Below are 24,687 nucleotides of genomic sequence, written 5' to 3' on the forward strand. Positions count from 1 at the left end.
GCCGACCATCAAGGGCTGCTACCGACCTGGAGCAGTCGGCGAACAGTAGAATGGCAAATTAGTGGCTATGCTTGGTCTGCTGTCGAAACTGATCAGGCAGTCCGGCAGGCTGCGCGGAAATGACCCGCAACGTGCCTATGTCACCCGACTATTCTGCGTGAAGCATCCAGTTCAGGGGCGCAAATCCGCAACGACACTCGGGAAGACATGGAGCAAACCCTGCACCTGCAGGCGCAGGGTTTGGACTAGATCTGTTGGGATCACTCAGGATCGAATCGACTTTCGCTACGGTGCGGCTGGGCACTGCGAAAACGGGGATATGCTCACCCCAGACATGCTGGCCAAGGTCTGCACGCTCGCCAGAGGCGCAGAACGAGGCTGAGGAAATTGAAAGGAACAGAACATCTGGCAAAAGTGATTGCCGACATTCAGTTCTACAATGGAGAGCGAGGAGAATCGTTACCTGAAACGATGATGTCAAATACAACAAATGAAAATGATTTCGTTTTATCGCCGAAATGTTAAGAGACTGCTTCCGAGAGTAAAAAATTTCACCATGAAATTAGCATCGCCAAATGCATTGCTTAGTGTCGAATAGTTGGTTGGCATGACACTTAAGACGTATAGCTTCGGTAGCTATTGCTTGTCTCGGGAGCTTCGCTCACGAAAACCAGCGTGAATCCAGAACAGAGAAAAAATTTGGCTAATGCTACGTGCGGTGTGTTCTCAGGTTCAGGTGTCGGCACAAAAGGTTAATTGGTTTCCGAATACCGCTTCTATTGGTCAATTTAGAAGGATTATGTTTGGAGATTGTGAAATGGATTTTTTCAGGAATAAAAGCGCCGCAAAGCAAGCCATACCCACCAGTTCAAATAAGCCGCGCTCGACCAAATGGCACCGCATGTACTTTTTTCTTGCGGGATTCGACGTGCTGGTTGTTGTGCTGAGCGTGCTATTGAATCACCTGATCGTCGATACCTATCACCGCTCCATCAAGGCAAACCAGTCGTGGGTCCAACAGCTGTCGAGCTATTCAACGCTGGGCAGCCTGGCTTCCACAGTCAATGCGCCGGGCAATAATGTGTTCGATACACATAATGTTGAAGCCGAATCGCGGAACATGAATGAAGCCTTGCGCGCCTTCAACGAGCATTTGGCAATGGCCAAAAAACAGTTGGAAGTACGGATCGCCAATGAGGCTGAACACAGTGCAGATATACAAGCCTTTACCCTTGCATTGAAGGATGAGGTGGGTGCAATTGATGCCGCGATGGTCGAAATGGTGAACGAGGCCTTGCTGATCTTTTCCTACTTCAGGGAGGGGCAGTCGGATAATGCCGGCAAACGCATGGCAACGATGGACAGGAAGTTTGCCCTGTTGCTCGCCTCACTCAGTACCGTGCGGGATCGCGTTGGCCTGATTCAAAGCAAGCTCCTGGAGGAGGAGCTTGAGTCGGTCGAAGAACTGCGCCGGGTCGAATACGCGATCATGGTGTTCGTGCTACTGATGGTCAGTGCGGCCGTTATCTACGGGGGCAAGATCAGGCGCGAAATGGAGTCGCAAGCAGCCGAAAGGGAAGGTTATCTGGCAGTGCTGCGCGAAAGCGAGAAGCAGGCCCGCCAGCAAGCATCGCTGCTGGACAAGGCCCAGGACGCCATTGTCGTTCACGGGATGGATAACCGCATCCTGTACTGGAACAAAAGTGCCGAGCGTCTCTACGGTCTGTCAAAGGAAGAGGCACTCGGCAAATCGGCACAGGAGTTGATCTACCAGGGTAGCGCCGCTTTCAATGCGGCCACTAACAGCCTGATAGAAACGGGTGACTGGGCGGACGAAGTTACACTTCGACGCCGGGATGGCTGCACCATCACGCTCGAAAGTCATCGAACCCTGGTGCGAGACGATGATGGCCAGCCGCAATCCGTTCTGTCGATCAATACTGACATCACCCACCGTAAGACCGCTGAGCAAGAGGTCCAGCGTTTGGCCTTCTACGATCAGTTGACCGGGCTGGCCAACAGGCGGCTCATGTTGGACCGGTTACAGCATCTGCTGGCGGGCAGCTCCCGTAGCCTGCATACGAGCGCGATAATTCTCATTGACCTGGATAACTTCAAGGCACTGAACGACACGCTGGGGCATGACAGAGGCGACATGTTGCTGCAGCAAGTTGCTCTGCGCCTTTGCGGCTGCATACGCGAGAGCGACACCGTGGCTCGCCTGGGCGGAGACGAATTCGTCGTCCTGCTGGATGGCCTTAATGAGAATCCTCCAGAAGCAGCTATCCAGGCCAAGGCTATTGGCGAAAAGATTCTCAACTCTCTGAACATTTCCTACCAGTTGGATGGATATGAGCATCACAGCACCCCCAGCCTCGGCATTGCGCTGTTCCAGGGGCAGCTGAGCACAGTGGACGATATTATGAAGCGCGCTGACCTGGCGATGTATCGCGCCAAGGCGGCGGGCCGCAATACCATGCGCTTCTTCGATCCGGAAATGCAGGCGGTTGCCACGGCACGCGCCAGACTGGAAGTAGACTTGCGCCAAGGCTTGCAGGACAACGAATTCCTTCTTCATTACCAGCCGCAGGTGAATAGTGAGGGCCGTATCATTGGCGCAGAGGCACTGATGAGATGGCAGAATCCTGAGCGCGGAGTCGTGTTTCCAGGCGAGTTCATTCCATTGGCAGAGGAAACGGGGTTGATTCTACCGTTAGGCCGTTGGGCGCTGCAGGCAGCCTGCACTCAGCTGGTTGCCTGGGCAAAGCATTCGGAAACCGCCCGACTGGGTATGGCTGTGAACGTCAGCGCCCGCCAGTTTCACCATCCGGACTTCGTCGAGGAGGTACTGCAAGTACTGAGATACACGGGGGCCGATCCGAAGAAATTGAAACTGGAACTGACCGAAGGCCTGCTGATAGAGGATATGGAAGGTACTGTCGCCAAAATGATCGAGTTGAAAGTGATCGGCATAGGCCTTTCGCTGGATGATTTCGGAACCGGCTACTCGTCACTGTCATACCTGAAGAGCCTTCCGCTGGATCAACTCAAGATCGACCAGTCCTTCATCAGAGATGTGCTGGTTGATCCCAACGACGCCGCCATCGCCTGCGCGATTGTGAGCCTGAGCCAGATATTGGGGCTTTCGGTGATTGCAGAAGGTGTGGAGACAGAAGCTCAGCGCACCTTTCTGGTCAAGCATGGCTGCCAGACCTACCAGGGCTTCCTGTTTTCCCCGCCACTGCCAGCCGAACAATTTGAGGAGTATGTTCACGAAAGATTAATGGCGAGCACTGATTTCCCACGGACCAAGACTAAATCGCCATAACTTCGTAGGTGCCTGGGAACGTCTGCTTTCGGCGGTGGATTCAACCCAATGCGGACGATGAGAGGTCGACTCAAATGTGGCTCGCACCCGCAACTGCCGGAGGTAGCCTCGAACAGCTAGTAGGAGCGAGCCTTCTTGCCCACCTGAGGATTTTCAGAACCACACATCATGGTTCTGCAAATCGCTCACAGGTGTATTTAGCCTTGAAGTGCCGTCATCAGGACTTGTACCAACTGACCACCTTCGGGCGTAGCCCAGCTTCCTGCGAGCTCCGCGATCAACTGATTGGTAGTGGTCAGCGTCACACCGCCCTTTTCCATCCGGCGCAGGGCGATATCATCCGCCATTACGCCAGGGGAACCGCCGCCATCAGCAACCACCTGTACTTCATAACCATCACGCACCAGGCTCAGCGCCGGATAGACCGTGCAGACGTCATAGGTGACCCCGGCGATGATCAGTTTCTTGCGCCCCGTAGCCTTGACCGCTGAGGCGAAGTTCTCATCGTCCATGGCGTTGACGATAAACAACATCTCAGGCTATGAGCTCGTAAGGGGCTGTCTTCTAATACAATGGGAATCTAACGCTTGTTAGGTGCCAGATCATTTTTGATCCTTGTGCCTCCTTATCGTTTTTTCTCGGCGCATTCAAATGATTGTTCTGGCCGAAAGCGGCCCTTGGTCAATGTCCGTTAGTGGCCGTTAACTGCCTGCTAAGAACTGCCATAAGCGCCCCATTCATGGCTTGAAGGTCGCCTGTTGCTCACGTCCCCAGGGTCTGATCCGCGCTTTTTCGCCCCACCTGCCACTTTCGCCACAATCGGCGTGGATCTAAAGTCAGGGGCGCACCTTCAGGGGACTTCCAGTCATGTACAGCTCGCTTGCCATACCGAGCACCGCTCGCCAATTGCATGACCGGATCTATGCTGGCGAGATCATTCGCTTCGCTGACCTGCAGCCCATGACGGCGCTGGTGGAATATACGCGTGCGTTCCTCGAAGACGCGCTGCATCCCTGGTCGCCGCAACAGATCCATCGCCATTTGAGCCACCCTGAGCAGATTGAGCGCTTTGCGAAAATTCAGAACGACTTCGCAGGCTCGGCTGAGGTCCAGCAGCGCTGGCAGGACGTCGTGCAAAGCCTTGGCATCGCCCCCGATACCCTGGCGTGCGATCGCCTGCATTTGCGTTTTCAGCCGCATTGCGAGCCAGGGCAGTCGACGCCGCGTGCCCGCACGACGGCCACCATCGCGTTTCACCGCGATACCTGGGGGTCGAATATCTATGCACAAACCAACTGGTGGGCGCCCATCTATCCCATCGCGGCAGGGCGTACCGTCGCCTTGTATCCAGGCCTCTGGCAGCGACCGCTGGGTAATTCGAGCGCAGATTTCGATATGCGCGCCATTTTGCAGCGATCCCATCGAGACGGCCGCAATGCCGTGGATGCCGACGAAGCCATTCCGCATCTGCTGGAAGCGATCGGCCCGCAGGAGGGGATTGCCGTCGATATCGCTCCGGGGAGCCTGATCGCCTTTTCCGGAGCTCATGCCCATGCCGGCGTCGGCAATAGCACCGGGCTGACACGCATATCTTTCGAGACCCGATCAATACTGATCGCCGACCTGTTGGCCGGATTGGGAGCGCCCAATGTCGATGGTCACGCGCCGTGGAAGACTATTGGACTGTTTCGCCGAATGAACGATGCGCAACGCCTGAACGAGATCCTTGGCTGCGGCTTTATCGAGCCCTATCTGCGGCCAGCAGAGCCCTAACGCTGGCGCCGGTAGTCGCTTGGGGAAAGACCGGTGTGCTTGCGAAATACAGGGGCGAAGTGACTGGGGTTGGAGTAGCCGACTTCATTGGCGAAAGTGGTCACGCTCTTCGGGAGCGAGGCAAGAGCGCGAAAGTCGCGCTCTTGCCTGCATGCGGGTCTTACTGATTAGGCTGAATGCCATGTTGCGGGACGGCACCGAATGGCGGTGACGAGTGGCATGGTGAAGACAGTTGCTCCCACAGAACTGCGGTGCTATTCCAACGACATCTTCTGGCCGCTATTTGCCTGTCACGACCGCAGTCGATTGCGGCGAGATGCGAAGTGCCGCCCGAACTTGTATTAATCCGAGATTGTTCATTAGTGATGTACCCGCGAGAGGTCGACGGGCTCACCGGCATTGCCCCACAAGCCCTCAAACCTGAAATGGCTCTTAGATTTCTGTGCCTTCCTCTCAACTCAAAAATCATCGATTTTTTGAAATCACACCACTCATGTATTGATTTAAATCGCGCAGATCTTTAATCCTCCATGAGTACGGCGATAGCTTTACACCATTCTCTCGCAAAGTTTTTGGAATCAAGTCTCCATTTGGACGAAGTATTATCGATGATACAATCACGCCCGGATAATCATTTAATCGTTTTTTGAAAGCGGATGTTGTTAGATCAGGTGTAGGAGGATTGCTTTTATTAGCCAATGGTCCTGTTGCTTTGAGATCTATTCCGTGGCACATGGTGCATCGCTGTAAATAGAGATTTTTTCCATTAACATTATCCGCGAAGGATAGTGATGTTTGAATTAGCGATAAAATTCCTAGCGAGGCGATGAATAATATTTTCATTGTTTTTATCTTCCTTGATGGATCAGCGTCGATTGGACGCGATTTGGTGCGCGGGAAAGATATCAGCCATCGTATCGGCACACACAGTCATTTCTGATGCCCATTGAATCAACTCGTTCTCCAGGCGAATCCCTGTGACCGCCTCTGGCCGCTTTCTGCCTGTCATCCAGGGTAGCAATCGTCTGTGTATTCAATCTGTCGAGATTCTGCTGCGCGTCATGTGTATGAGGGCCGATCGGCCGTTTCCCAAAGAAGGTCGCTCCTCAATGGCATAAGGCACAAACCCAAGCTTGGGGTAGAGCAGCAGCCCTGCCGTGTTTTCGTTGAAACAGGAAATCTGCACCTCGTTGGCTCCGTAACGCTCGAATGCCAAGCCGGTCATCGTCTCTACGATAAACGTCGCCACTCCTTCGCCCCGAGCGCTCGGCGAGACGATGACATTGCCGATACAGCAAACGCCATTGCGTTCAGCTCGATAGAAATTGGCAAACCCAACGACAGTCCCACTGATCTCCACGACGGTAGAGTCAAAGCGTTGGGAGATCGCGGTAATCAACTGCGTTTCCGTTAGCGGGAAGTGCGCCTTTGGAAACATGAAAAACAACTCTTGAGCGCTCTGAGGAAAGCCGCAGATCATTTTAACGTCGCTAGCCTTCACTGGCCTGTGGTTCAGTTTCATTGCTCGTCTCTAAGCTCCATGGCCCAGTACTTTAGCGGCTAGTTCAGGGGGCTGGAAAGCAATGGCATGTCCGCGAATGGCTGATAGCTGCCCTTGGTGAAAGGCAGCTTCTGGCCCAGAGTGTGTAAAAACGTACGTCGAGGTGCATCACATCCAGCTAGCAAGCTGGGCCAACCGGCGGAACGCTCTGACGAACATAATAATTGTCGAATTCACTGCTTTCGACGAATTGGAAGCCATGGCGGGTATAAAAGCGATTCGAAGCGCTTTCTTTGAGAGCACCAACTTTAATAGGGCGCGCAGCCGCATCCGCCTCTTTGAAAATCTGTGTGAGAACTGCAGAGCCTATCCCTGATCCTTGCGCGCTCGGTCTCACATACAAGTGGTCGAGCAGGAGTTCATTGTGGTGATGCTTGACCACTACAAAACCAACCCGCGATCCTGCTGAAGATTTACATCTACGGCTATCTCAACCGCATCCAGTCGAGCCGACGTTTGGAGCGAGAAGCCCAGCGTAACGTCGAGCTGATGTGGCTGACCGGGCGTTTGGTGCCGGACTTCAAGACCATCGCCAACTTCCGAAAAGACAACAGCAAGGCCATCCGAGGCGTCTGTCGCTGGGCCGATAGTAGTCTGTCGAATCAGCTTGAGCTTAGCTTGAATGAACACGCGGCCACATTAAACAAGCTATCCAAAGCACCCCCAAGGAGCAGCCATCGGCAGCTCCTTGGGGATCTCCTTCGTCATTCAGATTGTGCCAGGCATAAAAAACTACCCTCAGGCCTGCGGAACTCATCGAAATGAGCCTCGCAGGTGCTTATCGATGACAATCACTCCTCTGAAACCCCTGGGTACTAAGCAGGACGCGGTGCTTCAACAGGCGGGGTTCCGTCGTGAAACATCGTCTTCAGTTGAGCACGCAGTTCTGGTGAGTCGGTGTGCTTGTGAACACTGACCGCATGCTGTGCGGCGGCCTCGAGCAGTTCGTTTTCAGAGTCTGCGGACAGTGCGATTGAGCAGTGGGAATCGCTCGGAAACTCGCGGCAGTCGATGTATTTACGCGCCATGAATGTGTTCCTCCCTACGACGAAGGCAGGCCGTGGCCTGCGTGAACGATCGCTCGACGCGTCCCCCATACATCAAACACGACTGCATGCCACATCGAGTGTGCCGATCGTTAAAGTATAGGCCCACCGATGTCAGGGTAGTTGTGCCAGACATAGAAAACGGCCGCGCGGAAACAGGGAACTGATCACGACGGCTCGGCATTTACCTGAAATCGTGGTCTGTCCCTTTTTATGCTGGTTACGTGGCAACTACTAATGACTTCACATGGCCGATTTTTGCCGATCGTGACCGGCAGCCCCGACCCGATATAGCGGCCGGTCGGATGATCGAGGCCAGCCCAAAAGCGGACGTCTTAATTAGCGATCAGGTTGGTATCTACAAATCGGTAGGTGAACTCCATTGGGTCGGCAGTCAATCCCTTCTGCTGCATGTGTTTGGAATAGGAATCCCACGCAGCGTTGATATTGCTGGGAAGCTCATCTGGAAGATCCATCTGCTCGGCGACTATCTCAAACCACGTTCCTTGGGTGGCATAGGTCTCGCGTAGTTTGGGCTCCAGTTGAGCCAAGGCGTTCAATTGCTCTGGCTCAATCCTGCCGATGGATTTTAAAACGTAGAAATCCAATAGCTTTAGAAATGGTTTGCCTTCGTAGCGACTCATGACTGCATCCTGTAGTTGTCGCGCCCAATGATGGGCTCCACCGCAACTCTCCATACCGATTTCACAGCCGGGTTCGATTTTCTCCAGCACCGTTTGCAGCCAGCGATCACGCGGTAGGCATTGCCGCCAGATGGGTTGTTCATGACAATCCACGCCGTGGATCTGAAACACGTTCTTGGCCAGGTCGACCCCAATGCGCATAAGCTTCATGTGTGGACTCCTTCTCACGGTTGACTGTGGTTCGCACCTTCAGTCTGGCACTCAAGATGCCGAGGTGAGGAGGAGTCCATCCCATTGCTTCTGGCCGATAGCGGTCTGTCGAAAAAAGCTCCCGCCGCCAAACTTGCCAGCCTGGGACATGATTACTCCGTCTGCCTTAGTCAGATGCCGTATCGGCTATCAGGAAAACCTTCAACACTCACTTTGAAGTGCAAATTCGATAGCGCTCAGCAAAGCATCGCCGCTGAAGGGCTTACGCAGGCATTCGATGGGTTTATAACGGCCGGATTCGGCCAGTGTCGCTTCATCCCAATGTGCCGACATGCAAATCACCGGGAATTTTCTGTCCTTGAGCGTCAGCGCGCGCATGACGTCTATCCCTGACAGGCCGTTCATTTTCAGATCCAACAACAGGCAGGCGATGTCATTGAAGTTTTCGAGGGCCAGGAACTCCTCGCCCGAGGCGAATACCCGGGCGCGGTATCCGGCCGACCGAAGCAGGTTGGCCAGGCTTTTGCGCACGGACGCATCGTCGTCCACGATGCAGACGATGATCATGACGCTGCCGGATGATCCGGGGGCGGTGCAGCCAGTGTCGATAGTCATGAAGAACCCTGCGTGCCAAACGCCGGCTCGGCGCTGAGCAAGCCATACAGGCTGACCAGACTGACCAGCGAGCGCGTCTGCATCTTCTCCATGATGTGTTTGCGGTGGACCTTGGCGGTGACTTCACTGGTGCCCAACCGGTTGGCGATGTGCTTGTTGGACAGACCTGCGACGATCAGCGGGAGCACTTCGTGTTCACGGGGGGTCAATAGGGTAGCCCTTTGACGGGCACTCTGAGTGCGTTGCCATTGCTCGAACGCCGTCGCTGCACGCTGACGGGTGGTGCGCAGGATTTCCAGCAACTGGCCGTCGTTGAAAGGCTTGGTCAGGAACTCGACCGCTCCCGCTTTCATGGCCTGCACCGACATCGGGATGGTGCCAAAACCGGTCATGAAAATAACCGGCCACGGAAGTCCGCGCCGCCCGAGTGCGGATTGCAGTTCCAGGCCTGTCGCCTCGGGCAAGCTGACGTCCAGCAACAAGCAAGCGGGGCCGATGTCGAGGTCAGCGCTGAGCAATTCTTCGGCCGAGGCGAATATCCGGTGCACGATGCCTTCGGCCCGCAGCAGTCGGCTGAGCGCTGTGCGCACGAGGGCTTCATCGTCCACGATGAACACCTGCACGCTGTCAGGATCGATCCGCTGCGGATCCTCGGACGCCAAGGGGCCCGGGACCGCAGGATGGAACAGGGGCAGGGGCGGTTCACGTTCTTTCAATAATCGGTAACCTCGGCGCGGGACCGTCTGGATGAGCTCTTTTTCTCCGAGCAACTTGCGCAGCGAGGAAATCTGCACCTGCAGATTGTTTTCCTCGACGACGGTGTCAGGCCAGACCTGTGTGATCAATTCATCTTTGCTGACGATTCGGCCATCGGCCTGCATCAGCACCGAGAGGATTTCGAACGCCCGGCCCCCGACACGCAGCGGCCGTCCATCAAGAAAGGCTTCACGCCGTTCCAGGGAAATAGTGGCTTGGCCGAGTCGGATCATACGTTCCTCTGCACTGCGTTGACGGGGAGTGACGCCGGAACGTCGATTCATCAGGGCTACACGCTAGGGGACAGCCCGACATATTGCAATTATCCCGAGGGATAACACGCGGCGACTTCAGTGCGCAAAAACCACAGGCGGCGGGGGCGCTCAACTGCCATTCTGGTGCCAATGACGGACAGGATTGCTCGAGCGCAGCCCTCGGGCCAGAGCCTTGCGTATACTCCGAGGCTCAGCCCGAAACGAATCTTCAGCGGTGATTGTTTATGCCCAGCAGCCCTCTCTCAGCATCCGGTTCCCACAGTCTTGATGTCGCACACGATGAAGCCTGGCTGGAGTGTTGCACCTTCACAATACTGCGCCGGGAAAACCACCTGACCTGGTTCACGCTCCAGGATCGGGCATCGGGCACACGCTGGCTCGCCGCCCGGGCGCCGATTCAGCGGCCTGTCATATGCCAGGGGCTGGAGCGCGATTTTCACCTGCGCCTGGATCCGGCCTTGGCGATTGCCCCTGTCGCGTTCATCCGCTCGGCCGAGGGGCCTTTGTTGATCTATCCCGCGTCTGGGGTGCCGCTGACTGATTTAATTAGTGACACAGGGCTGCCACTGGCGCGCTTGTTGGCTATCGCCGTAGCCGCGGCCAACGCACTGGCGAGCGCCCAGAAGATGGAGGTGCGACATGCCAGTCTGCTACCCCACCACTTGGTGGTGGATGCTGCCGACTCGGTCAGACTACTGAATTTTCACCGCCATGCCGGGGAGGCGCCCGCGGTTGAACTGCCCTGCCTGGAACAATGGCCTTATCTGGCCCCCGAGCAGGTCCGACGCGATGCCGCCAGTTTTGATGCGCGCAGTGATATCTATGCGCTGACCGCGATTCTTTATCAGGCACTGACCGGCCGACTGCCGCTCACCGCCCGCGCCCCTTCCCAATGGCTGCATGTGCACGCCGCTGTCCAGCCGGAATCCCCAGCGATTCATATCGCCGATCTGCCGGAAGGCATCTGCCGGGTGCTGCTCAAAGGCCTGGCGAAAGAACCGGGTGCCCGCTACCAGAGTGCCGAATCAATGGCCGCGGATCTGGCCTGGTGCCAACAGCAGTGGCTGGAACATGAGCGTATCGACGCGTTCCGCCTGGGCGCTTTCGATGCGTTGCCTTCCTCGGCCCGCGGCGATGTGCTGTTCGGTCGAGAGGCCGAACGCACGCAGTTGGTCGAGCTGATGCATCAGGTGGGTAGCGATGGCATCGCCCGGGTCCTGCTGGTCGGCGGTGCGCCGGGCGCCGGCAAGTCGACGCTGATCCATCAGGGTGTTCGGCCCCTGGCACCCGGCTACTGGGCCAGCGGCAAGAGCAATCTGCTGCAGCAGGAAATTCCATTTGCACCCTTGGCAGAAATCTTCAAGTCGCTGATGACCCAGTTGCTGGGCAAGCCGGCTCTGGAGTTGCAGACACTGGGCGAGCAACTGGTCGAACGGCTTAAGGGGCGGGGCAGGCTTCTGGTGGAGCTGGCGCCCGAGGCTGAGTTGGTCATCGGGGTCACACCTGAGCTACCGAACATGCCGGCCCGACATGCGCTCGATCACGCCAACCGGACCCTGCTCGATGTACTGGAAGTCTTCGCTCAGCCGGGACGCCCCTTGGTACTGTTCGTGGATGACATGCAATGGGCGGACGATTCGACGCTGTCGTTTTTGCAGGCCTTCGTCGCCCGGCGACCCCGGCATCTGGTGCTGATTCTGGCGTATCGCGAGGCCGAGTCGCAGGCCCTCGAGCGCGAGGGGGGAGTGCTGGAGGTGCTGGGCCGTGAGCAATCGTTGCCCTGTACAAGCGTCATGCTGGGGCCATTGTCGGTGCCCGCGGTCGCGGAGCTGATCGCCGCTGAGCTGGACACCGATCCAAAGGAGATTGAGGCGCTCGCACAAGTCGTGCATTACAAGACGGCCGGCAATCCTCTGTTCGTCAGCCAGGTGTTGCGCGCATTGATCGATGAATGTCTGGTGCGCTTTGACGTGCAGGGTCGCCGCTGGGTCTGGAATCAACAGGAGGTGGACGGTTATCGCTACGCCGACAACGTCGCGGACTTGATGGTACTGCGACTCGAACGCCTGTCACCGATGGAACGCGAAGTGCTGCGCACGGCAGGCTATGTCGGCGGGCGCTGTGATGAATCACTGCTGCACCGGCTGTTACCGTGTGAGTCGCAACAGATCACCCATGATGTGCAAAGCCTGGTCGATGCAGGTTTTCTGCTGCGTGAGCGCGAGCAACTGGTGTTTCCCCATGACCGTGTGCTTGAGGCGGCCTGTCAGCTTGCGGCGTCAGCGGGACGCGCCGCCGAGCATGCGCGTATCGCTGGCGCCATGCTTGATCATTGGGGCGAGCAGATCCATGAGCGTGTGTTCGAAGTCGCCAGTCAGCTCCAGCGCATTGACGCCGATGAACTGGAGGCGCATCGCCGCGCCGCGTTCGTCGAACTGTTGGTCGAAGCCGCCGAACGCGCCCGCGACACCGCCGCTGTCGAGCAGGCCGTGGGCTATCTTCGCACGGCCGAGAGTCTGCTCGGCCAGACAGGTTGGTCGAACCTCTACAGCCAGACATTTGCCACCCAATGGCTGGCTGCCGAGTGCGACATGCTCCTGGCCGATCTGGAAGGTGCCCAGCACCGCCTCGACGATTGCCTGACCCACGCCACCGCAGTGCTCGACCGAGCGAAGACCTATCGGTTACGGGCCACCTTGCGCACGCTGCACTCCGATTACGAGGGGGCGATCACCGAGGCGCTGAACGGTCTGGCCTTGCTGGATATTTCCCTGCAACGCAAGCCCTCGCAGGAACAGCTGACCCTGGCGTTTTCCCAGGTACGCGCACTCGTCGGCACACGTCAGATCGCTGATCTGGTGCATTTACCCAAAGCGATTGACCCGCCTGTCGAAGCAGCCATGGAATTGCTCAGCACGCTGACTTCCTCGTTCTTCGTCAACGACGATATTAGTTTGTTGCATCTGGCGAAAATGGTTGAACTGACGCTGATGCATGGCACGACGCCGGGCAGCGGTTACGGGTTGGCCTGGTATGGCGTGATGATTGCTGAACGCTATGGCGAATATGTGGACGGACAAGCCTTTGCTGAATTAGCGCTTGAGCTCACCGACAAGCATGGCTATGAAGCAGGGCGCACAGGCACGCTGGTAGCGCTCGATCAAGTCAGCCCGTGGACCCGACCGATGGCCTACGCTCGACAGAAGGCGTTCGCCGCATTCGAGTGCGGCCAGGCCGGCGGCGACCTGGGCATGTCCTGTTACGCCTGCAACCACATCGGCTCAGACCTGCTGTTCATGGGCGAACCCTTGCAAGGCGTGTTGAGCGAACTGGAGCATGGGTTGGCGTGGGTGCGGCAATTTCATTACATCGATATCGAGCGCATCCTGCTGGCGCAACAGGCATTCGCCACCGATCTGCGCGACGGGCGCCTGCATCGGCCGTTGGCCGAACTGGACGGCACGGAACATGACAGGTTCGGCCCCATTGATCGCCGCAGCGTGTCACAACCGACACTGTTCTGTTCGTGGCTGTATTCCGGTATGTCGGCGTTTTATTTTGGTGATATCCCTTACGCATTGCGACGTTTCGAAGAAGCCGCCGCGCTGGCCTGGTCCATTCCGGCGCATATCAATCTCGCCGATTACTACCTGTTCTACAGCCTGGCGCTGGGCAGCGTGCAAGCGCCGGGCGAGGTGGCGGAAAAACTGGAAAAACTCGAGCGGCAACGCCAGCGGTTCCTGCCGTGGGTCGAACTCAATCCGACAACCTTCCGCAACAAATTGCTGCTGATCGAGGGAGTCATCGCCCGTTTGCGCGGTCAGGAACTGGTAGCCATCCGCTGTTTCGATCAGTCGCAGATCGCTGCGGCGGCGGCCGGTTTCATCCATGAGCAGGCGCTGGCCCATGAACAGCTGGCCGATATCTGCCTACCCAACGGGCTGGTGTCGGGTGCCAGCCACCACCTGCGTGTCGCGCGCGACTGCTACAACCTGTGGGGCGCCGAAGGCAAGGCACGTCAATTGGAAACCTTGCACCCGTTTCTGAGTGCGGAGCCATCGTTCGAACCGGTCCGACCTGTGACCCAGGTCCGCCTCGATCTTGAAGTGGGGATCGAAGCGGCGCGTGCACTGTCGCAGGAGGTTCTGCTCGAACGACTGGTCGAAACCCTGATGAATCACTTGATGATTCAGGCCGGTGCCGACAATGGCATGCTGATGATCGTCAGCGGCGCCGAACTGCAACTGGCTGCGACGGCTTCGGTCGAAGCCGGCAATGTACGGGTCGCTCTGGACGCGGGGCAACCGCTCGAACAGATGGCGCCGGCCTCGGTGCTCAACGCCACGATGCGCACGCGCACGACCCTGGTGCTCGACGATGCCCAGGCCGATTGTCCCGAGGCCTACAGCACCGATCTGCAACAGCGCCAAGTGCGGTCGGTGTTATGCCTGCCGTTGCTCAAACAAGGCACGTTGATCGGCCTGGTCTATCTGGAAAATAGCCTGGTCCCCAAGCTGTTCAGCGCCCAGCGCCTGACTATGCTGGAAATTCTCGCCTCTCAGGCCGCGGTGTCACTGCAAACCGCCAAGCTGTATGAACAGCTGGTCGAGGACAACCAGCTACGCGCGCAGATGGAAGCGGACTTGCGCAGTTCCCGGGCGGAACTGGCGCGTAGCTCGCACCTCAAGATCATGGGTGAGCTTTCTGCTTCGATTGCCCATGAAATCAGCCAGCCGCTGCTGGGCATCGTGTCCAATGCCTCGGCGAGCCTGCGTTGGCTCAAGCGTGATCAACCCGATCTGGAAGAGGCGATTCAGGGGCTGGAAGACATTCGCTCGGACAGCGCCCGCGCCGCGGACATTGTCCAGGCGCTTCGCGTACTCGCCAAACAGGTGCCGTTGCAACGGTTGCCGGTGCAAATCGATCACTTGATCGGTGAGGTCGTGCGCCTGACCGCCACCGACCTGGCGAACCGCAACGTGAGCCTGGAAACCCGGCTCGATGCGCAATGCCCGGTGTCAGTCGACGCGGTACAGATCCAGCAGGTGGTGTTCAACCTGATCACCAATGCGCTGGAGGCCATCGCCGGAGCAGGGTTGCCCAATGGACGCATCATCATCGGCTCAGCGGTGAAGGACGCTCATGTCCAGGTCTGCTTCCAGGACAACGGCCCCGGAATTGACGCGCACCAGCGCGAGCAGATCTTCGATGCGTTCTACACCACCAAAGGCAGCGGCATGGGAATGGGCCTGGCCATCTGCAGGTCGGTGATCGGCGCGCACGGCGGGACGCTGGTGGTCCAGGACAGCGAACAGGGCGCCCGGATTTGCTTCAACCTGCCATTGGCACCGGCCAGCGCCGGATAAAAAAAAGGCCGCATGAGCGGCCAAAGGGGAGGAGTTCGTTTTGTCGATCTCGATCAGTTCACGCGTGCAGCTCTTGCGCGCGCGACTGTCCCACGCTGTCGACCAGGCTATCGTGAATTCTCCAGTTGGGTATGTCCCGATCAATCACTGGTGGCTGGCGAGGGTGGCTCGTTGCATGATCAAAGGCCCGTCGCCATGCCCTGGGTGTCATCCCTTCCAGGCGGCTGAAGGTGCGGGTGAAATGCGAGTGGTCCGCGAAACCGCATTCATAGACGACATCGGTGATCGGCATCGAGGTGATTAGCAGGCTTTTGGCTTTTTCGATTTTCATCATCACTAGCCAGCCTTGCGGCGAGTGGCCGGTAACCTTTTTGAACGCCCGGGAAAAATGGCTACGGGACAGGTTGCAGTGTTCGGCAATCTCGCTGATGCGAACGCAGCTGCCCATGTCACGCAGCATCAGCTCCTTGGCGCGGCGCTCCTGCCAGCCGGACAGGGCACCCAACGGCCGTACAAGTGTGCATGGATGGTTTGAAATCACCGATTGCGGGTTCATGGCGGCTCTCCTGATCGTTCAGGAAAGTCTGTCCGCCGGCGACATTTAAAGTCCTTAAGCAAACCTTAAGAGTTCTGAAATCCAGTGTCCGTTGCAGTGTGTCCTTCCATGCCGTTCAGCTAGCTATCAATTGTTGGAAGCGAATGCCGAATGACGGCTATTGGCTGTGGATTCAACCGGTCAACGCAACTTCAGCGGATCGACCATCTGTGCCGCGATGGCCATGCCCACCAGGTCCGGCAACGTGTTGGCCTGCATGCGTTTCATGACACGCGCGCGGTACAGATCAATGGTTTTTGCACTTACCCCCAGTTGCTCCGCAATTTCGCGGGTGGTGTAACCCTGCACCAGCGGCAACAGGATATCGCGCTCGCGCGGGGTCAAGGTCAGCAAGCGCGCCTGCAAGGCTTCGTGGTCCTGGCTGCCCGAACGGTTGGCGGCACAGTTGCTGAGCGCCTGTTGCACGCTGTCCAGCAACAGCTGTTCGTTGTAGGGCTTCTCGATAAAGTCATGGGCACCGGCCTTGAACGCGCGCACCACGATCGGCACATCCGCATGCCCGCTGACGAAGATGACCGGCAGGTTCAGTTGGCGCACGCGCATTTCTTCCTGCACGTTCAACCCGCCCATACCGGGCATGCGAACGTCCAGCAGCACGCAGGCATCGAGGTTTGCATCGCAGGCATCGAGGAACGCGACGCCACTGGTAAACGGCAAGGCCTTGAGCCCGACCGACTCCAGTAACCAGACCGTCGAATCAAGCATGCCCTGGTCATCATCGACCACGTACACAACGTGCTCCGTTACACCTGCCATTACCTGATTCCTATTGTTGTTTTGTTGGGCCGGCAAGCGGCAAGCGGCAACACATCAGCAGCCCGACAGGCTGGCGCCGGGCATTCAATTCGCCACCGAAACCTTCGATGATGCTGCGGCTCATGGACAGACCGAGCCCCAGGCCTTCGGCCTTGCTGGTGTAAAACGGGGTAAATATCTGCTCCAGTTCCGGCTCGCTGACGCCCGGCCCCTGGTCTCGCACACTGATTTCCACGCAGGCGCCACTGCCATGCTCCACGGCCATCACGATCACAGAGGGTTGCCCGGGATGTTGCTCACGGTTGGCGTCGATGGCATTGCGCAACAAGTTGAGCAGCACCTGTTCCAGCAACACGCGGTCGGCATAAACGGGGGGTAGATTATCCGGTAGTCGATCCTCGATTGTCACTTGGCAATTACTCGCCTCCCAGGCACACAAGCGCACGGCTTCGCGGGCGACGTCGGTCAAGTTCAGCGCCTGCATGCGACGCTGTCCCTTGCGCAAAAAGGAGCGTAACCGCCGGATCACTTCGGAGGCGTGGGTGGCGTGATGGGTAATGCGTTCCAGGCCCTGGGTCACTCTTGCAGCGGCCTGGGGATTGGACTCCAGCGTCTGTAGATAGCGCTGGCTCGCATTCGCATAATTGACCACGGCAGCCAGCGGCTGGTTGATTTCGTGGGCGATCCCCGAGGCCAGCTCACCGAGAGTGACCAGGCGTGCGGTGTGTGCCAGTTCGTCCTGATGACGGCGCTGTTGTACTTCCCGCAACTCGCGCTCGGTCATGTCGCGCGCGACCAATGAGTAATAACGCTCGCCGCCGGCGGAACGGTGTGCCAGCAGTACCAGCGACACCGGCACCGATGTGCCGCCGCCCGGTGGTTGCAACCGCGCATCGGTGCTCCAGACACCGTCGCGCTCGGCGCACCTCCAGCCATCGCGTTGCAGGCGCGCAAGGTCGCCGCTGGCGAACAACGCGGCCAGGGCCGGCATGGGTTGTTGCTCATCAATCCCGAGGATGCGTCGCGCGGCTGGATTGAGGTAAGTGACCTGGCCCTCGGGAGCGATGAACAACACCGGGTCGATGTTGGCCTCGACCACTTCGGCCAGGCGTCGCTTGTTCTCCTCGGCTTGCACCCGGGCGGTGATGTCCCGGGATACGCTGACGATCTCAACCACCGCCCCGGTGTAGGTTTCCCGGATCGCCCGGCTGGCAGTTTCGAACCACAGGTAATGGCCGTCGCGATGGCGAATGCGATAGGTCATGGTGTGATAGCCATCCTGCTCCAGCGCATCGCGCGCGCGCTGCACCAGGCCGGCCAGATCCTGGCCATGAAACAGGCCCTGGGCCATTTGCCCGCGCAACTCTTCGGGCCAGTAACCGAGCAAGGTCCAGGATGCCGGTGACGCATCGATAACGCGCCCATCCGGCGTGTGACGGGAAATCAGGTCGGTCGTGTTTTCGATGATCAGCCGGTACAGCCGCCGTGCGGTGGCCGCTTCACGTTCCGCCAGCACTTGAGCGGTGGCGTCGCGGCAACGGGCAAGCACTCGGTTGTCCTGGGGGTCGGGGATAAATGTCCAGATCAGGATCTGTGTTTCAAACTGCGCCTCGACGCCTTCGACGGCGCGTTGCTGGTCCAGGCAGGCACGAACCAGCACCCGATGATTGACCGGTAGAAAGCCCAACACATCGGTCAACGGCTTTTCGGCGAGTAGCGCCAACAGTGCCGCGTTGAACTCCAGCGGTCGGCCTTGAGCATCGAGCAACAGACTCGGTTGCGGATCGTGGCCCAGCAGCGGTGAGCCACGCAGCATGCCATTGATACTGCTCAGCAGCGTCGTCAGCAAATCCTGCACCCAGCCCAGCCAATCGAGACTCACGCCCTCGCGCACTTCCACCAGCAACAACCCCGGCTGGCCCGGCTGCAAGGCCAGATCAAAAACCTGGCCATGGCTGATCGCCGCCCGGCGCAACCGGCCGGATAACCAGCAATCGAGTTGACGGACTTGAGCCAGGTCCAGGCGGCCTGCCTCGACCAGATGTTCGAAGAGCAACTGGTCGCTGGCCAGCGCCGGGTCGCCAAGTCCCGGCGGAAAATGCTGGGCGGCGCCCTCATGGCTGTAGATCCGCGCACTGGGCTGCCAACTCAGATAAAACGCCCGTTGCACCTCAGGGCAATCCTGCAGCGCCCGACACAATGCATCGGCCCGGGCGGCCAGAGACACACCCTCGCGCTGCAGGCGCAACCAACTGTGCAATCGAACGGGCGTCAGGGTCATTGCGGGTCCACTTTTTCAGGGAAACCAAGCATATAACAGCCTTGGAGCGTTGGCGGCATTGATTAGGAGTTAAAAGAAGTTGATATAGTATATATACTATACTACATAGGTTTACTTCCATATGTAGGGCGGAATGTTATATAAAGTTATCCGGACTTTGAAGGTGACCTCGGCGACTGCGCTGCAAGGTCAACCATAGAGCTAACAATCAGCCATCGAGTACCCGCACATGTCTATCTATGACCAAGGCCTAGGGCCTTCGGCTGTCAACCACATTGCCTTGTCTCCGCTGAGTTTCATCGAGCGCACCGCCAGCACTTATCCCGATCACCTTGCCGTCATCCACGGTTCGATTCGCCGCACGTGGGCGCAGACCTACACCCGTTGCCGACGCCTGGCCTCGGCGCTGGCCGGTCGCGGTATCGGCAAGGACGACACGGTGGCAGTGATGCTGCCCAACATTCCCGAGATGCTTGAAGTGCATTTCGGGGTGCCGATGATCGGCGCCGTGCTCAACCCGCTCAACGTGCGCCTCGATGCCGAGGCGATCGCCTTCATGCTGCAGCATGGCGAAGCCAAAGTGTTGATTACCGACCGCGAGTTCCATGATGTGATCCAGGCGGCGCTTGGCATGCTGGATCACCCGCCGCTGGTGATCGACGTCAATGACCCGGAATACGGTGAAGGTCAGGCCGCGAGCGACCTGGACTACGAAGCGCTGTTGGCCGAAGGCGACCCGGCATTCGACTGGCAATGGCCGGCGGACGAGTGGCAAGCCATTTCGCTGAATTACACGTCAGGCACCACCGGCAACCCCAAGGGCGTGGTCTACCACCATCGCGGCGCTTACCTGAGCGCATTGGGCAACCAGATGACCTGGGCCATAGGCAACCATCCGGTGTACCTCTGGACCCTGCCGATGTTCCATTGCAATGGCTGGTGCTACCCATGGACCATCACCGCCATGGCGGGTGTGCACGTTTTCCTGCGCCGGGTCGATCCACAGAAAATCCTCACGCTGATCCGCGAGCATCAGGTCACTCACCTGTGCGGTGCGCCGATCGTGCTCAATGCACTGGTGAACATGCCCGAATCTGCGAAAGCGGCCATCGATCACCCGGTCAATGCCTTGGTCGCGGGCGCTGCGCCACCGGCCAAAGTCATCGGTGCCGTCGAAGAGATGGGCATCAAGGTCACTCATGTGTATGGACTGACCGAAACCTATGGCCCGGTGACGGTCTGCGCCTGGCACGCCGAATGGGATGAGTTTTCCCTGGAGGAGAGGGCGCAGATCAAGTCGCGACAGGGCGTGCGCTACCCGACGCTGGAAGGCTTGATGGTCGGCGATTGCACAACGCTGGAGCCGACCCCGCGTGACGGCCAGACGATCGGTGAAATCTTCCTGCGCGGTAACACCGTCATGAAGGGCTACCTGAAGAACCCGACCGCCACTGCCGAAGCGTTCGAAGGTGGATGGTTCCACACCGGTGACCTGGCCGTCTGGCATCCCGACGGTTACGTCGAGATCAAGGACCGGCTCAAGGACATCATCATCTCCGGCGGCGAGAACATTTCCACCATCGAACTCGAAGGCGTGCTCTATCGCCACCCGGGTGTGATGGAAGCAGCCGTGGTTGCCCGTCCCGATGAAAAATGGGGCGAAACACCCTGTGCGTTCGTGACCTTGAAGGCGGATCACCAGAACGTTCGCGAGGCTGACATCATCAGTTTCTGCCGCGAGCACCTGGCCGGATTCAAAGTACCGCGCACAGTGATCTTTACCCTCTTGCCAAAGACTTCCACCGGCAAGATCCAGAAGTATGTCTTGCGCGACCGGGCCAAGGCGCTCTAACCCGATCTGACATTGCATCCATCGAGCAGCCGGTGTCTGACCTGCTGCCGCGGGTTCGTGCAGGCCGAATTCGGCTGTGCCCTGCCCATGACACAAGCGTCCCAACGAGGTTTCCGTTATGCCCGAATTCAAAGCCCCGCTGCGCGACATGCGCTTTGTGCTGCACGAAGTGTTCGATGCCCCGGCCATGTGGGCACGCCTGCCAGCCTTGGCCGACAGCATCGACACCGATACGGCAGATGCCATTCTCGAGGAGGCGGCAAAAGTCACCTCGCACCTGATTGCGCCTCTCAATCGCAGCGGCGACGAAGAGGGCGCGCAGTGGCATGAGGGGCGAGTCACCACCCCCATCGGTTTCAAACAGGCTTACGCGACTTACATCGAAGGCGGTTGGGTGGGACTGTCCGGCAACACCGGGTTCGGTGGCATGGGCATGCCGAAAATGCTCGCCGTGCAGTTCGAAGAGATGCTCTACGGCGCCAACTCAAGTTTTGCACTGTATTCGGCATTGAGTTCCGGTGCCTGCCTGGCGCTGGACGCCCACGCCAGCGACGCCCTGAAAAACCTCTATCTGCCACCGATGTATGAAGGCCGCTGGGCCGGCTCCATGTGCCTGACCGAGGCCCATGCCGGCACCGACCTGGGGCTCATCCGCAGCCGCGCCGAACCTGAAGCTGACGGCAGCTACAGGATCACCGGCAGCAAGATTTTCATCACCGGGGGCGATCAGGACCTGACCGAGAACATCGTTCATCTGGTACTGGCCAAACTACCGAATGCGCCTGCTGGCCCGAAAGGCATTTCGCTGTTTGTCGTGCCGAAAGTCCTGGTCAATGCCGACGGTTCTCTCGGCGAGGCCAACGCCGTGAGTTGCGGTTCGATCGAACACAAGATGGGCATCAAGGCCTCGGCCACCTGCGTAATGAACTTCGACGGCGCCAGTGGCTGGCTGGTCGGTGAGGAGAATAAAGGCCTGGCGGCGATGTTCACCATGATGAATTACGAACGCCTGTCCATCGGCATTCAGGGCATCGGCTGCGCCGAGGCGTCCTACCAGAGCGCCGTCACCTACGCTCGCGAACGCATTCAAGGTCGGGCACCCACCGGTGCCTTGGCCCCGGACAAACCGGCCGACCCAATCATCGCGCACCCGGATGTGCGACGCATGCTGCTCGGCATGAAAGCCATGACCGAGGGCGGCCGCGCGTTTGCCAGCTATGTCGGGCAACAACTGGATCTGTCGAAGTTTTCCGACGATGCCAGCGAACGCGATAGCGCGCAGATCCTGGTTGCGCTGCTGACGCCAGTGGCCAAGGCGTTTTTTACCGACACCGGCCTGGAAAGCTGCATCAATGGCCAGCAGGTTTTCGGCGGTCATGGCTACATCCGCGAATGGGGCCAGGAACAATTGGTCCGTGATGTGCGCATTGCACAGATCTACGAAGGCACCAATGGCATCCAGGCATTGGACCTGCTCGGACGCAAAGTGCTGGCCAACGATGGCGTCGCGCTGCGCCTGTTCGCTCGGGAAATCCGCCACTTCGCCCTGCACCACGAGAGCGCCTATGGCAGCGAACTGCTGCAGGCCCTGGAACGCCTGGAGGGCCTCAGCAACTGGCTGCTGGAGCGGGCCAAAGCCAACTCCAACGAAGTCGGCGCCGCCTCCGTGGAGTACCTGCACCTGTTCGGCTATGTCGCGTACGCCTACATGTGGTCGCGCATGGCCGCCGTGGCCCGGTCCAGGCGCGACCAGGACCCGCCGTTCTACGCAGCCAAACTGGCTACCGCCGAGTTCTACTTCGCCCGCCTGCTGCCACGGACCCTGAGTCTGGAAGCCAGCATCCGCGCCGGCAGTGCGCCACTGTACGGCCTTGCCGACGAACAGTTCTGACGATTGAGCGTTGCGCGGCGCCTTGCCACTCCCAGGCCCGCGCTTTTTATTCACTGGCCCTCTCAAAGTACGGCAGGAAAGCCTGATGAATATGCAAACAAGTACAACGCAAGGTCACTTGAATTGGGACGACATGCGCTTCTTTCTCGAGGTTGCCCGTGCCCGCACCGCCAGCGGTGCAGCCCGCCGCCTGGGGGTGGACTACACCACGGTAGCGCGACGCATCCGCGCTCTGGAGCAGAGCCTGGGCGCCATGTTGTTCGAGAAATCGCGAACCGCAGGCTTCGTCCTGACCGTGGAGGGGCAGCGACTGGTCTGCCACGCCGAAACCCTGGAAAGTACGCTGCTGGTAGCCTGCGAGCAGGTTTTCGGCACCACCGGAGGGCTCGCCGGGCACCTGCGCATCGGCTGTACCGAAGCCTTCGGCTCCTGTTTCATCACCGCGCAGATGAGCCACTTCCTTGAGCACTACCCGAATATCTCGGCGGACATTTTGCCGGTCCCGCACTTCGTCAACCTGTCACGGCGCGAGGCGGACATCGCCATCACCCTGGAACGGCCCGAGCGCGGTCCGTACGTGTGCTCGCGGCTGTGCGATTACCGCCTGCGTGTGTATGCGACGCCGGAGTACCTGGCCAGTCATCCGCCGATCGGCTGTCGCGAGGACCTGGCCGGTCACCCGTTCGTGACCTACGTCGATGACCTGGCCTTCAGCTTCAAGCTGCTCTACCTGAACGACCTGATGCTCGGCGCGCGCAGCCGCCTGCGCAGCACCAGCGTGGTCGCCCAGTACCATGCGGCGCTGGAAGGGCGCGCGCTGGCGATCCTGCCTTGCTTCCTCGCCAGTCCCGACCCGCGCCTGTGCGAAGTGCTGCCGGGGGACGTGGAGGTCACTCGACAGTTCTGGATGTACTACTGTGAGGACCTGCGCAACCTCAAGAGGATTACCCTGGTGGCCGACTACCTGCGCACCTGCGCGCAGCTCAATCGTCCGCTGCTGATGGGCGAGTCGCACCAGATGGCCTATCTGCCGTCGCCGTGAACGACTGCCGCCAGGTCTGCGGCCTCGGTTGCCCGCAATGCACCCTGCAGAGTACTCATCACCATCTCATGCAGCAGCTTGCGGCGTGCTCCAATGCCGGCCCTGGGCTGCCCAACCCAGGCCGGTAGTTGATTGAGCAGGGAAACGATACCGCTCATGGTCGCGCGCAAAGTCGCGCCAGCCGGTTTACCGGTGAGTTGCTCTATGGCCTCCAGCAGATGCTCTTCGTAGCGTCGGCGCAGGGTCAGAATCGAGGCTTGCTGTTCGCAGCTCAAACAATGGAGGTCGTACTCAGCCAGGCGGAAATGCGCGGCCATACGCTCGTGGAGCCGCAGGTGCGCCTCAAGCAGGCCGTGCAGTCGTACAGTGGGTGCGGATTTGCGCCGGGTCAACAGGCTGGCGCCGTCAAGCAACGCTTCGTAGAGCTCCTCGATCAGTTCAAACAGCAGTGCCTCTTTGCTATCGATGTGGTTATAGATAGAGCCGGCGGTGATCCCCAGACAAGTGGCCAGGTCGCGCATGCTGACCCGGCTGAAACCATGCCTGGCGAACAACTCGACCGCCTTGTGCCGCGTTTCCAGGTAGCGCGTGTTGCGCGCGTCGTCGACAGGCACCGCAAATAGGGATTTGGAGGGCTGCATTTTGCTCATCCACCTCATACGCGAAACTGTCCCA

16 protein-coding genes and 5 pseudogenes are annotated in these 24,687 nt (G+C 58.8%); 8 read left to right on the plus strand and 13 right to left on the minus strand.

Annotation, left to right across the window (positions count from 1 at the left end; translation table 11 throughout):
* Positions 1-817 precede the first annotated feature (817 nt).
* Complete coding sequence (locus tag AC1D1M_RS28005) at positions 818-3,328, plus strand: putative bifunctional diguanylate cyclase/phosphodiesterase (protein WP_477778184.1); 2,511 nt, start codon at positions 818-820, stop codon at positions 3,326-3,328.
* Positions 3,329-3,525: 197 nt separating this feature from the next.
* Here the strand turns inward: AC1D1M_RS28005 and AC1D1M_RS28010 are convergent.
* A pseudogene (locus AC1D1M_RS28010) lies at positions 3,526-3,858 on the minus strand (isochorismatase family protein); the annotation flags it as partial.
* A 337-nt stretch (positions 3,859-4,195) separates the two neighbouring features.
* Here AC1D1M_RS28010 and AC1D1M_RS28015 point away from each other — a divergent pair.
* Positions 4,196-5,101 (plus strand): hypothetical protein, encoded by a 906-nt coding sequence (locus AC1D1M_RS28015; RefSeq protein ID WP_477778185.1) that lies wholly within the window; start codon positions 4,196-4,198, stop codon positions 5,099-5,101.
* Here the strand turns inward: AC1D1M_RS28015 and AC1D1M_RS28020 are convergent.
* Complete coding sequence (locus AC1D1M_RS28020; RefSeq protein ID WP_477778186.1) at positions 5,098-5,205, minus strand: helix-turn-helix domain-containing protein; 108 nt, start codon at positions 5,203-5,205, stop codon at positions 5,098-5,100. The genes AC1D1M_RS28015 and AC1D1M_RS28020 overlap by 4 nt on opposite strands.
* Before the next feature lie 3 nt (positions 5,206-5,208).
* Between AC1D1M_RS28020 and AC1D1M_RS28025 the strand changes: the two are divergent.
* Positions 5,209-5,312 (plus strand): annotated as a pseudogene (locus AC1D1M_RS28025) (IS110 family transposase); the annotation flags it as partial.
* A gap of 254 nt (positions 5,313-5,566) precedes the next feature.
* On the opposite strand, the gene AC1D1M_RS28030 reads toward AC1D1M_RS28025, so the two are convergent.
* The 3 genes and pseudogenes from AC1D1M_RS28030 to AC1D1M_RS28040 form a co-directional block, all read right to left on the minus strand.
* Positions 5,567-5,944 carry a c-type cytochrome gene (locus tag AC1D1M_RS28030; RefSeq protein WP_477778187.1) on the minus strand — a complete coding sequence of 126 codons (378 nt, stop codon included), beginning with the start codon at positions 5,942-5,944 and terminating at the stop codon, positions 5,567-5,569.
* A 190-nt stretch (positions 5,945-6,134) separates the two neighbouring features.
* Positions 6,135-6,623, minus strand: coding sequence for a GNAT family N-acetyltransferase (locus AC1D1M_RS28035; RefSeq protein ID WP_477778188.1), 489 nt, complete (start codon positions 6,621-6,623; stop codon positions 6,135-6,137).
* A gap of 157 nt (positions 6,624-6,780) precedes the next feature.
* Positions 6,781-7,068: pseudogene (locus AC1D1M_RS28040) on the minus strand (GNAT family N-acetyltransferase); the annotation flags it as partial.
* Between AC1D1M_RS28040 and AC1D1M_RS28045 the strand changes: the two are divergent.
* Positions 7,056-7,241: pseudogene (locus AC1D1M_RS28045) on the plus strand (transposase); the annotation flags it as partial. The pseudogenes AC1D1M_RS28040 and AC1D1M_RS28045 overlap by 13 nt on opposite strands.
* A gap of 236 nt (positions 7,242-7,477) precedes the next feature.
* On the opposite strand, the gene AC1D1M_RS28050 reads toward AC1D1M_RS28045, so the two are convergent.
* The 4 genes and pseudogenes from AC1D1M_RS28050 to AC1D1M_RS28065 form a co-directional block, all read right to left on the minus strand.
* Positions 7,478-7,690 (minus strand): DUF1059 domain-containing protein, encoded by a 213-nt coding sequence (locus AC1D1M_RS28050; RefSeq protein WP_008001113.1) that lies wholly within the window; start codon positions 7,688-7,690, stop codon positions 7,478-7,480.
* Positions 7,691-8,361: 671 nt separating this feature from the next.
* Positions 8,362-8,562 (minus strand): annotated as a pseudogene (locus AC1D1M_RS28055) (IS110 family transposase); the annotation flags it as partial.
* A 201-nt stretch (positions 8,563-8,763) separates the two neighbouring features.
* A complete protein-coding gene (locus AC1D1M_RS28060; RefSeq protein WP_477778189.1) occupies positions 8,764-9,129 on the minus strand; it encodes a response regulator transcription factor in 366 nt (121 codons plus the stop codon).
* A gap of 44 nt (positions 9,130-9,173) precedes the next feature.
* A complete protein-coding gene (locus AC1D1M_RS28065; protein ID WP_477778190.1) occupies positions 9,174-10,166 on the minus strand; it encodes a response regulator in 993 nt (330 codons plus the stop codon).
* 353 nt (positions 10,167-10,519) lie between these two features.
* Here AC1D1M_RS28065 and AC1D1M_RS28070 point away from each other — a divergent pair, with 353 nt between their 5' ends.
* Positions 10,520-15,574 (plus strand): trifunctional serine/threonine-protein kinase/ATP-binding protein/sensor histidine kinase, encoded by a 5,055-nt coding sequence (locus AC1D1M_RS28070; RefSeq protein WP_477778236.1) that lies wholly within the window; start codon positions 10,520-10,522, stop codon positions 15,572-15,574.
* A 58-nt stretch (positions 15,575-15,632) separates the two neighbouring features.
* Here the strand turns inward: AC1D1M_RS28070 and AC1D1M_RS28075 are convergent, their stop codons facing one another.
* The 3 genes from AC1D1M_RS28075 to AC1D1M_RS28085 form a co-directional block, all read right to left on the minus strand.
* The gene (locus tag AC1D1M_RS28075) at positions 15,633-16,130 is read right to left on the minus strand and encodes a helix-turn-helix transcriptional regulator (protein ID WP_007982174.1); all 498 of its coding nucleotides are present in this window, start codon (positions 16,128-16,130) and stop codon (positions 15,633-15,635) included.
* 180 nt (positions 16,131-16,310) lie between these two features.
* Complete coding sequence (locus AC1D1M_RS28080; protein ID WP_477778191.1) at positions 16,311-16,946, minus strand: response regulator transcription factor; 636 nt, start codon at positions 16,944-16,946, stop codon at positions 16,311-16,313.
* 10 nt (positions 16,947-16,956) lie between these two features.
* The gene (locus tag AC1D1M_RS28085; protein WP_477778192.1) at positions 16,957-19,227 is read right to left on the minus strand and encodes a PAS domain-containing sensor histidine kinase; all 2,271 of its coding nucleotides are present in this window, start codon (positions 19,225-19,227) and stop codon (positions 16,957-16,959) included.
* Between the two features lie 229 nt (positions 19,228-19,456).
* On the opposite strand from AC1D1M_RS28085, the gene AC1D1M_RS28090 reads away from it, so the two are divergent.
* The 3 genes from AC1D1M_RS28090 to AC1D1M_RS28100 all read left to right on the plus strand — a co-directional run bounded on the left by AC1D1M_RS28090 (position 19,457) and on the right by AC1D1M_RS28100 (position 24,012).
* Positions 19,457-21,079 carry an acyl-CoA synthetase gene (locus AC1D1M_RS28090; protein WP_477778193.1) on the plus strand — a complete coding sequence of 541 codons (1,623 nt, stop codon included), beginning with the start codon at positions 19,457-19,459 and terminating at the stop codon, positions 21,077-21,079.
* Between the two features lie 118 nt (positions 21,080-21,197).
* Complete coding sequence (locus AC1D1M_RS28095) at positions 21,198-22,970, plus strand: acyl-CoA dehydrogenase C-terminal domain-containing protein (protein WP_477778194.1); 1,773 nt, start codon at positions 21,198-21,200, stop codon at positions 22,968-22,970.
* An 85-nt stretch (positions 22,971-23,055) separates the two neighbouring features.
* Positions 23,056-24,012 (plus strand): LysR family transcriptional regulator, encoded by a 957-nt coding sequence (locus AC1D1M_RS28100; protein WP_477778195.1) that lies wholly within the window; start codon positions 23,056-23,058, stop codon positions 24,010-24,012.
* Here the strand turns inward: AC1D1M_RS28100 and AC1D1M_RS28105 are convergent.
* Positions 23,994-24,671: a TetR/AcrR family transcriptional regulator gene (locus AC1D1M_RS28105; protein WP_477778196.1), complete on the minus strand. Its 678-nt coding sequence runs from the start codon at positions 24,669-24,671 to the stop codon at positions 23,994-23,996. The two genes, AC1D1M_RS28100 and AC1D1M_RS28105, sit on opposite strands and share 19 nt — an antisense overlap.
* Positions 24,672-24,687: the final 16 nt, after the last annotated feature.

The sequence above is a fragment of the Pseudomonas sp. P1_F7 genome, from assembly GCF_056405655.1.

Bases quoted from the DNA above. Each gene is read 5' to 3' on its own strand.
- AC1D1M_RS28005 (WP_477778184.1), top strand. From the start codon at position 818: ATGGATTTTTTCAGGAATAAAAGCGCCGCAAAGCAAGCCATACCCACC.
- AC1D1M_RS28015 (WP_477778185.1), top strand. From the start codon at position 4,196: ATGTACAGCTCGCTTGCCATACCGAGCACCGCTCGCCAATTGCATGAC.
- AC1D1M_RS28030 (WP_477778187.1), bottom strand. From the start codon at position 5,944: ATGAAAATATTATTCATCGCCTCGCTAGGAATTTTATCGCTAATTCAA.
- AC1D1M_RS28035 (WP_477778188.1), bottom strand. From the start codon at position 6,623: ATGAAACTGAACCACAGGCCAGTGAAGGCTAGCGACGTTAAAATGATC.
- AC1D1M_RS28050 (WP_008001113.1), bottom strand. From the start codon at position 7,690: ATGGCGCGTAAATACATCGACTGCCGCGAGTTTCCGAGCGATTCCCAC.
- AC1D1M_RS28060 (WP_477778189.1), bottom strand. From the start codon at position 9,129: ATGATCATCGTCTGCATCGTGGACGACGATGCGTCCGTGCGCAAAAGC.
- AC1D1M_RS28065 (WP_477778190.1), bottom strand. From the start codon at position 10,166: ATGATCCGACTCGGCCAAGCCACTATTTCCCTGGAACGGCGTGAAGCC.
- AC1D1M_RS28075 (WP_007982174.1), bottom strand. From the start codon at position 16,130: ATGAACCCGCAATCGGTGATTTCAAACCATCCATGCACACTTGTACGG.
- AC1D1M_RS28080 (WP_477778191.1), bottom strand. From the start codon at position 16,946: ATGGCAGGTGTAACGGAGCACGTTGTGTACGTGGTCGATGATGACCAG.
- AC1D1M_RS28085 (WP_477778192.1), bottom strand. From the start codon at position 19,227: ATGACCCTGACGCCCGTTCGATTGCACAGTTGGTTGCGCCTGCAGCGC.
- AC1D1M_RS28090 (WP_477778193.1), top strand. From the start codon at position 19,457: ATGTCTATCTATGACCAAGGCCTAGGGCCTTCGGCTGTCAACCACATT.
- AC1D1M_RS28095 (WP_477778194.1), top strand. From the start codon at position 21,198: ATGCCCGAATTCAAAGCCCCGCTGCGCGACATGCGCTTTGTGCTGCAC.
- AC1D1M_RS28100 (WP_477778195.1), top strand. From the start codon at position 23,056: ATGAATATGCAAACAAGTACAACGCAAGGTCACTTGAATTGGGACGAC.
- AC1D1M_RS28105 (WP_477778196.1), bottom strand. From the start codon at position 24,671: ATGAGGTGGATGAGCAAAATGCAGCCCTCCAAATCCCTATTTGCGGTG.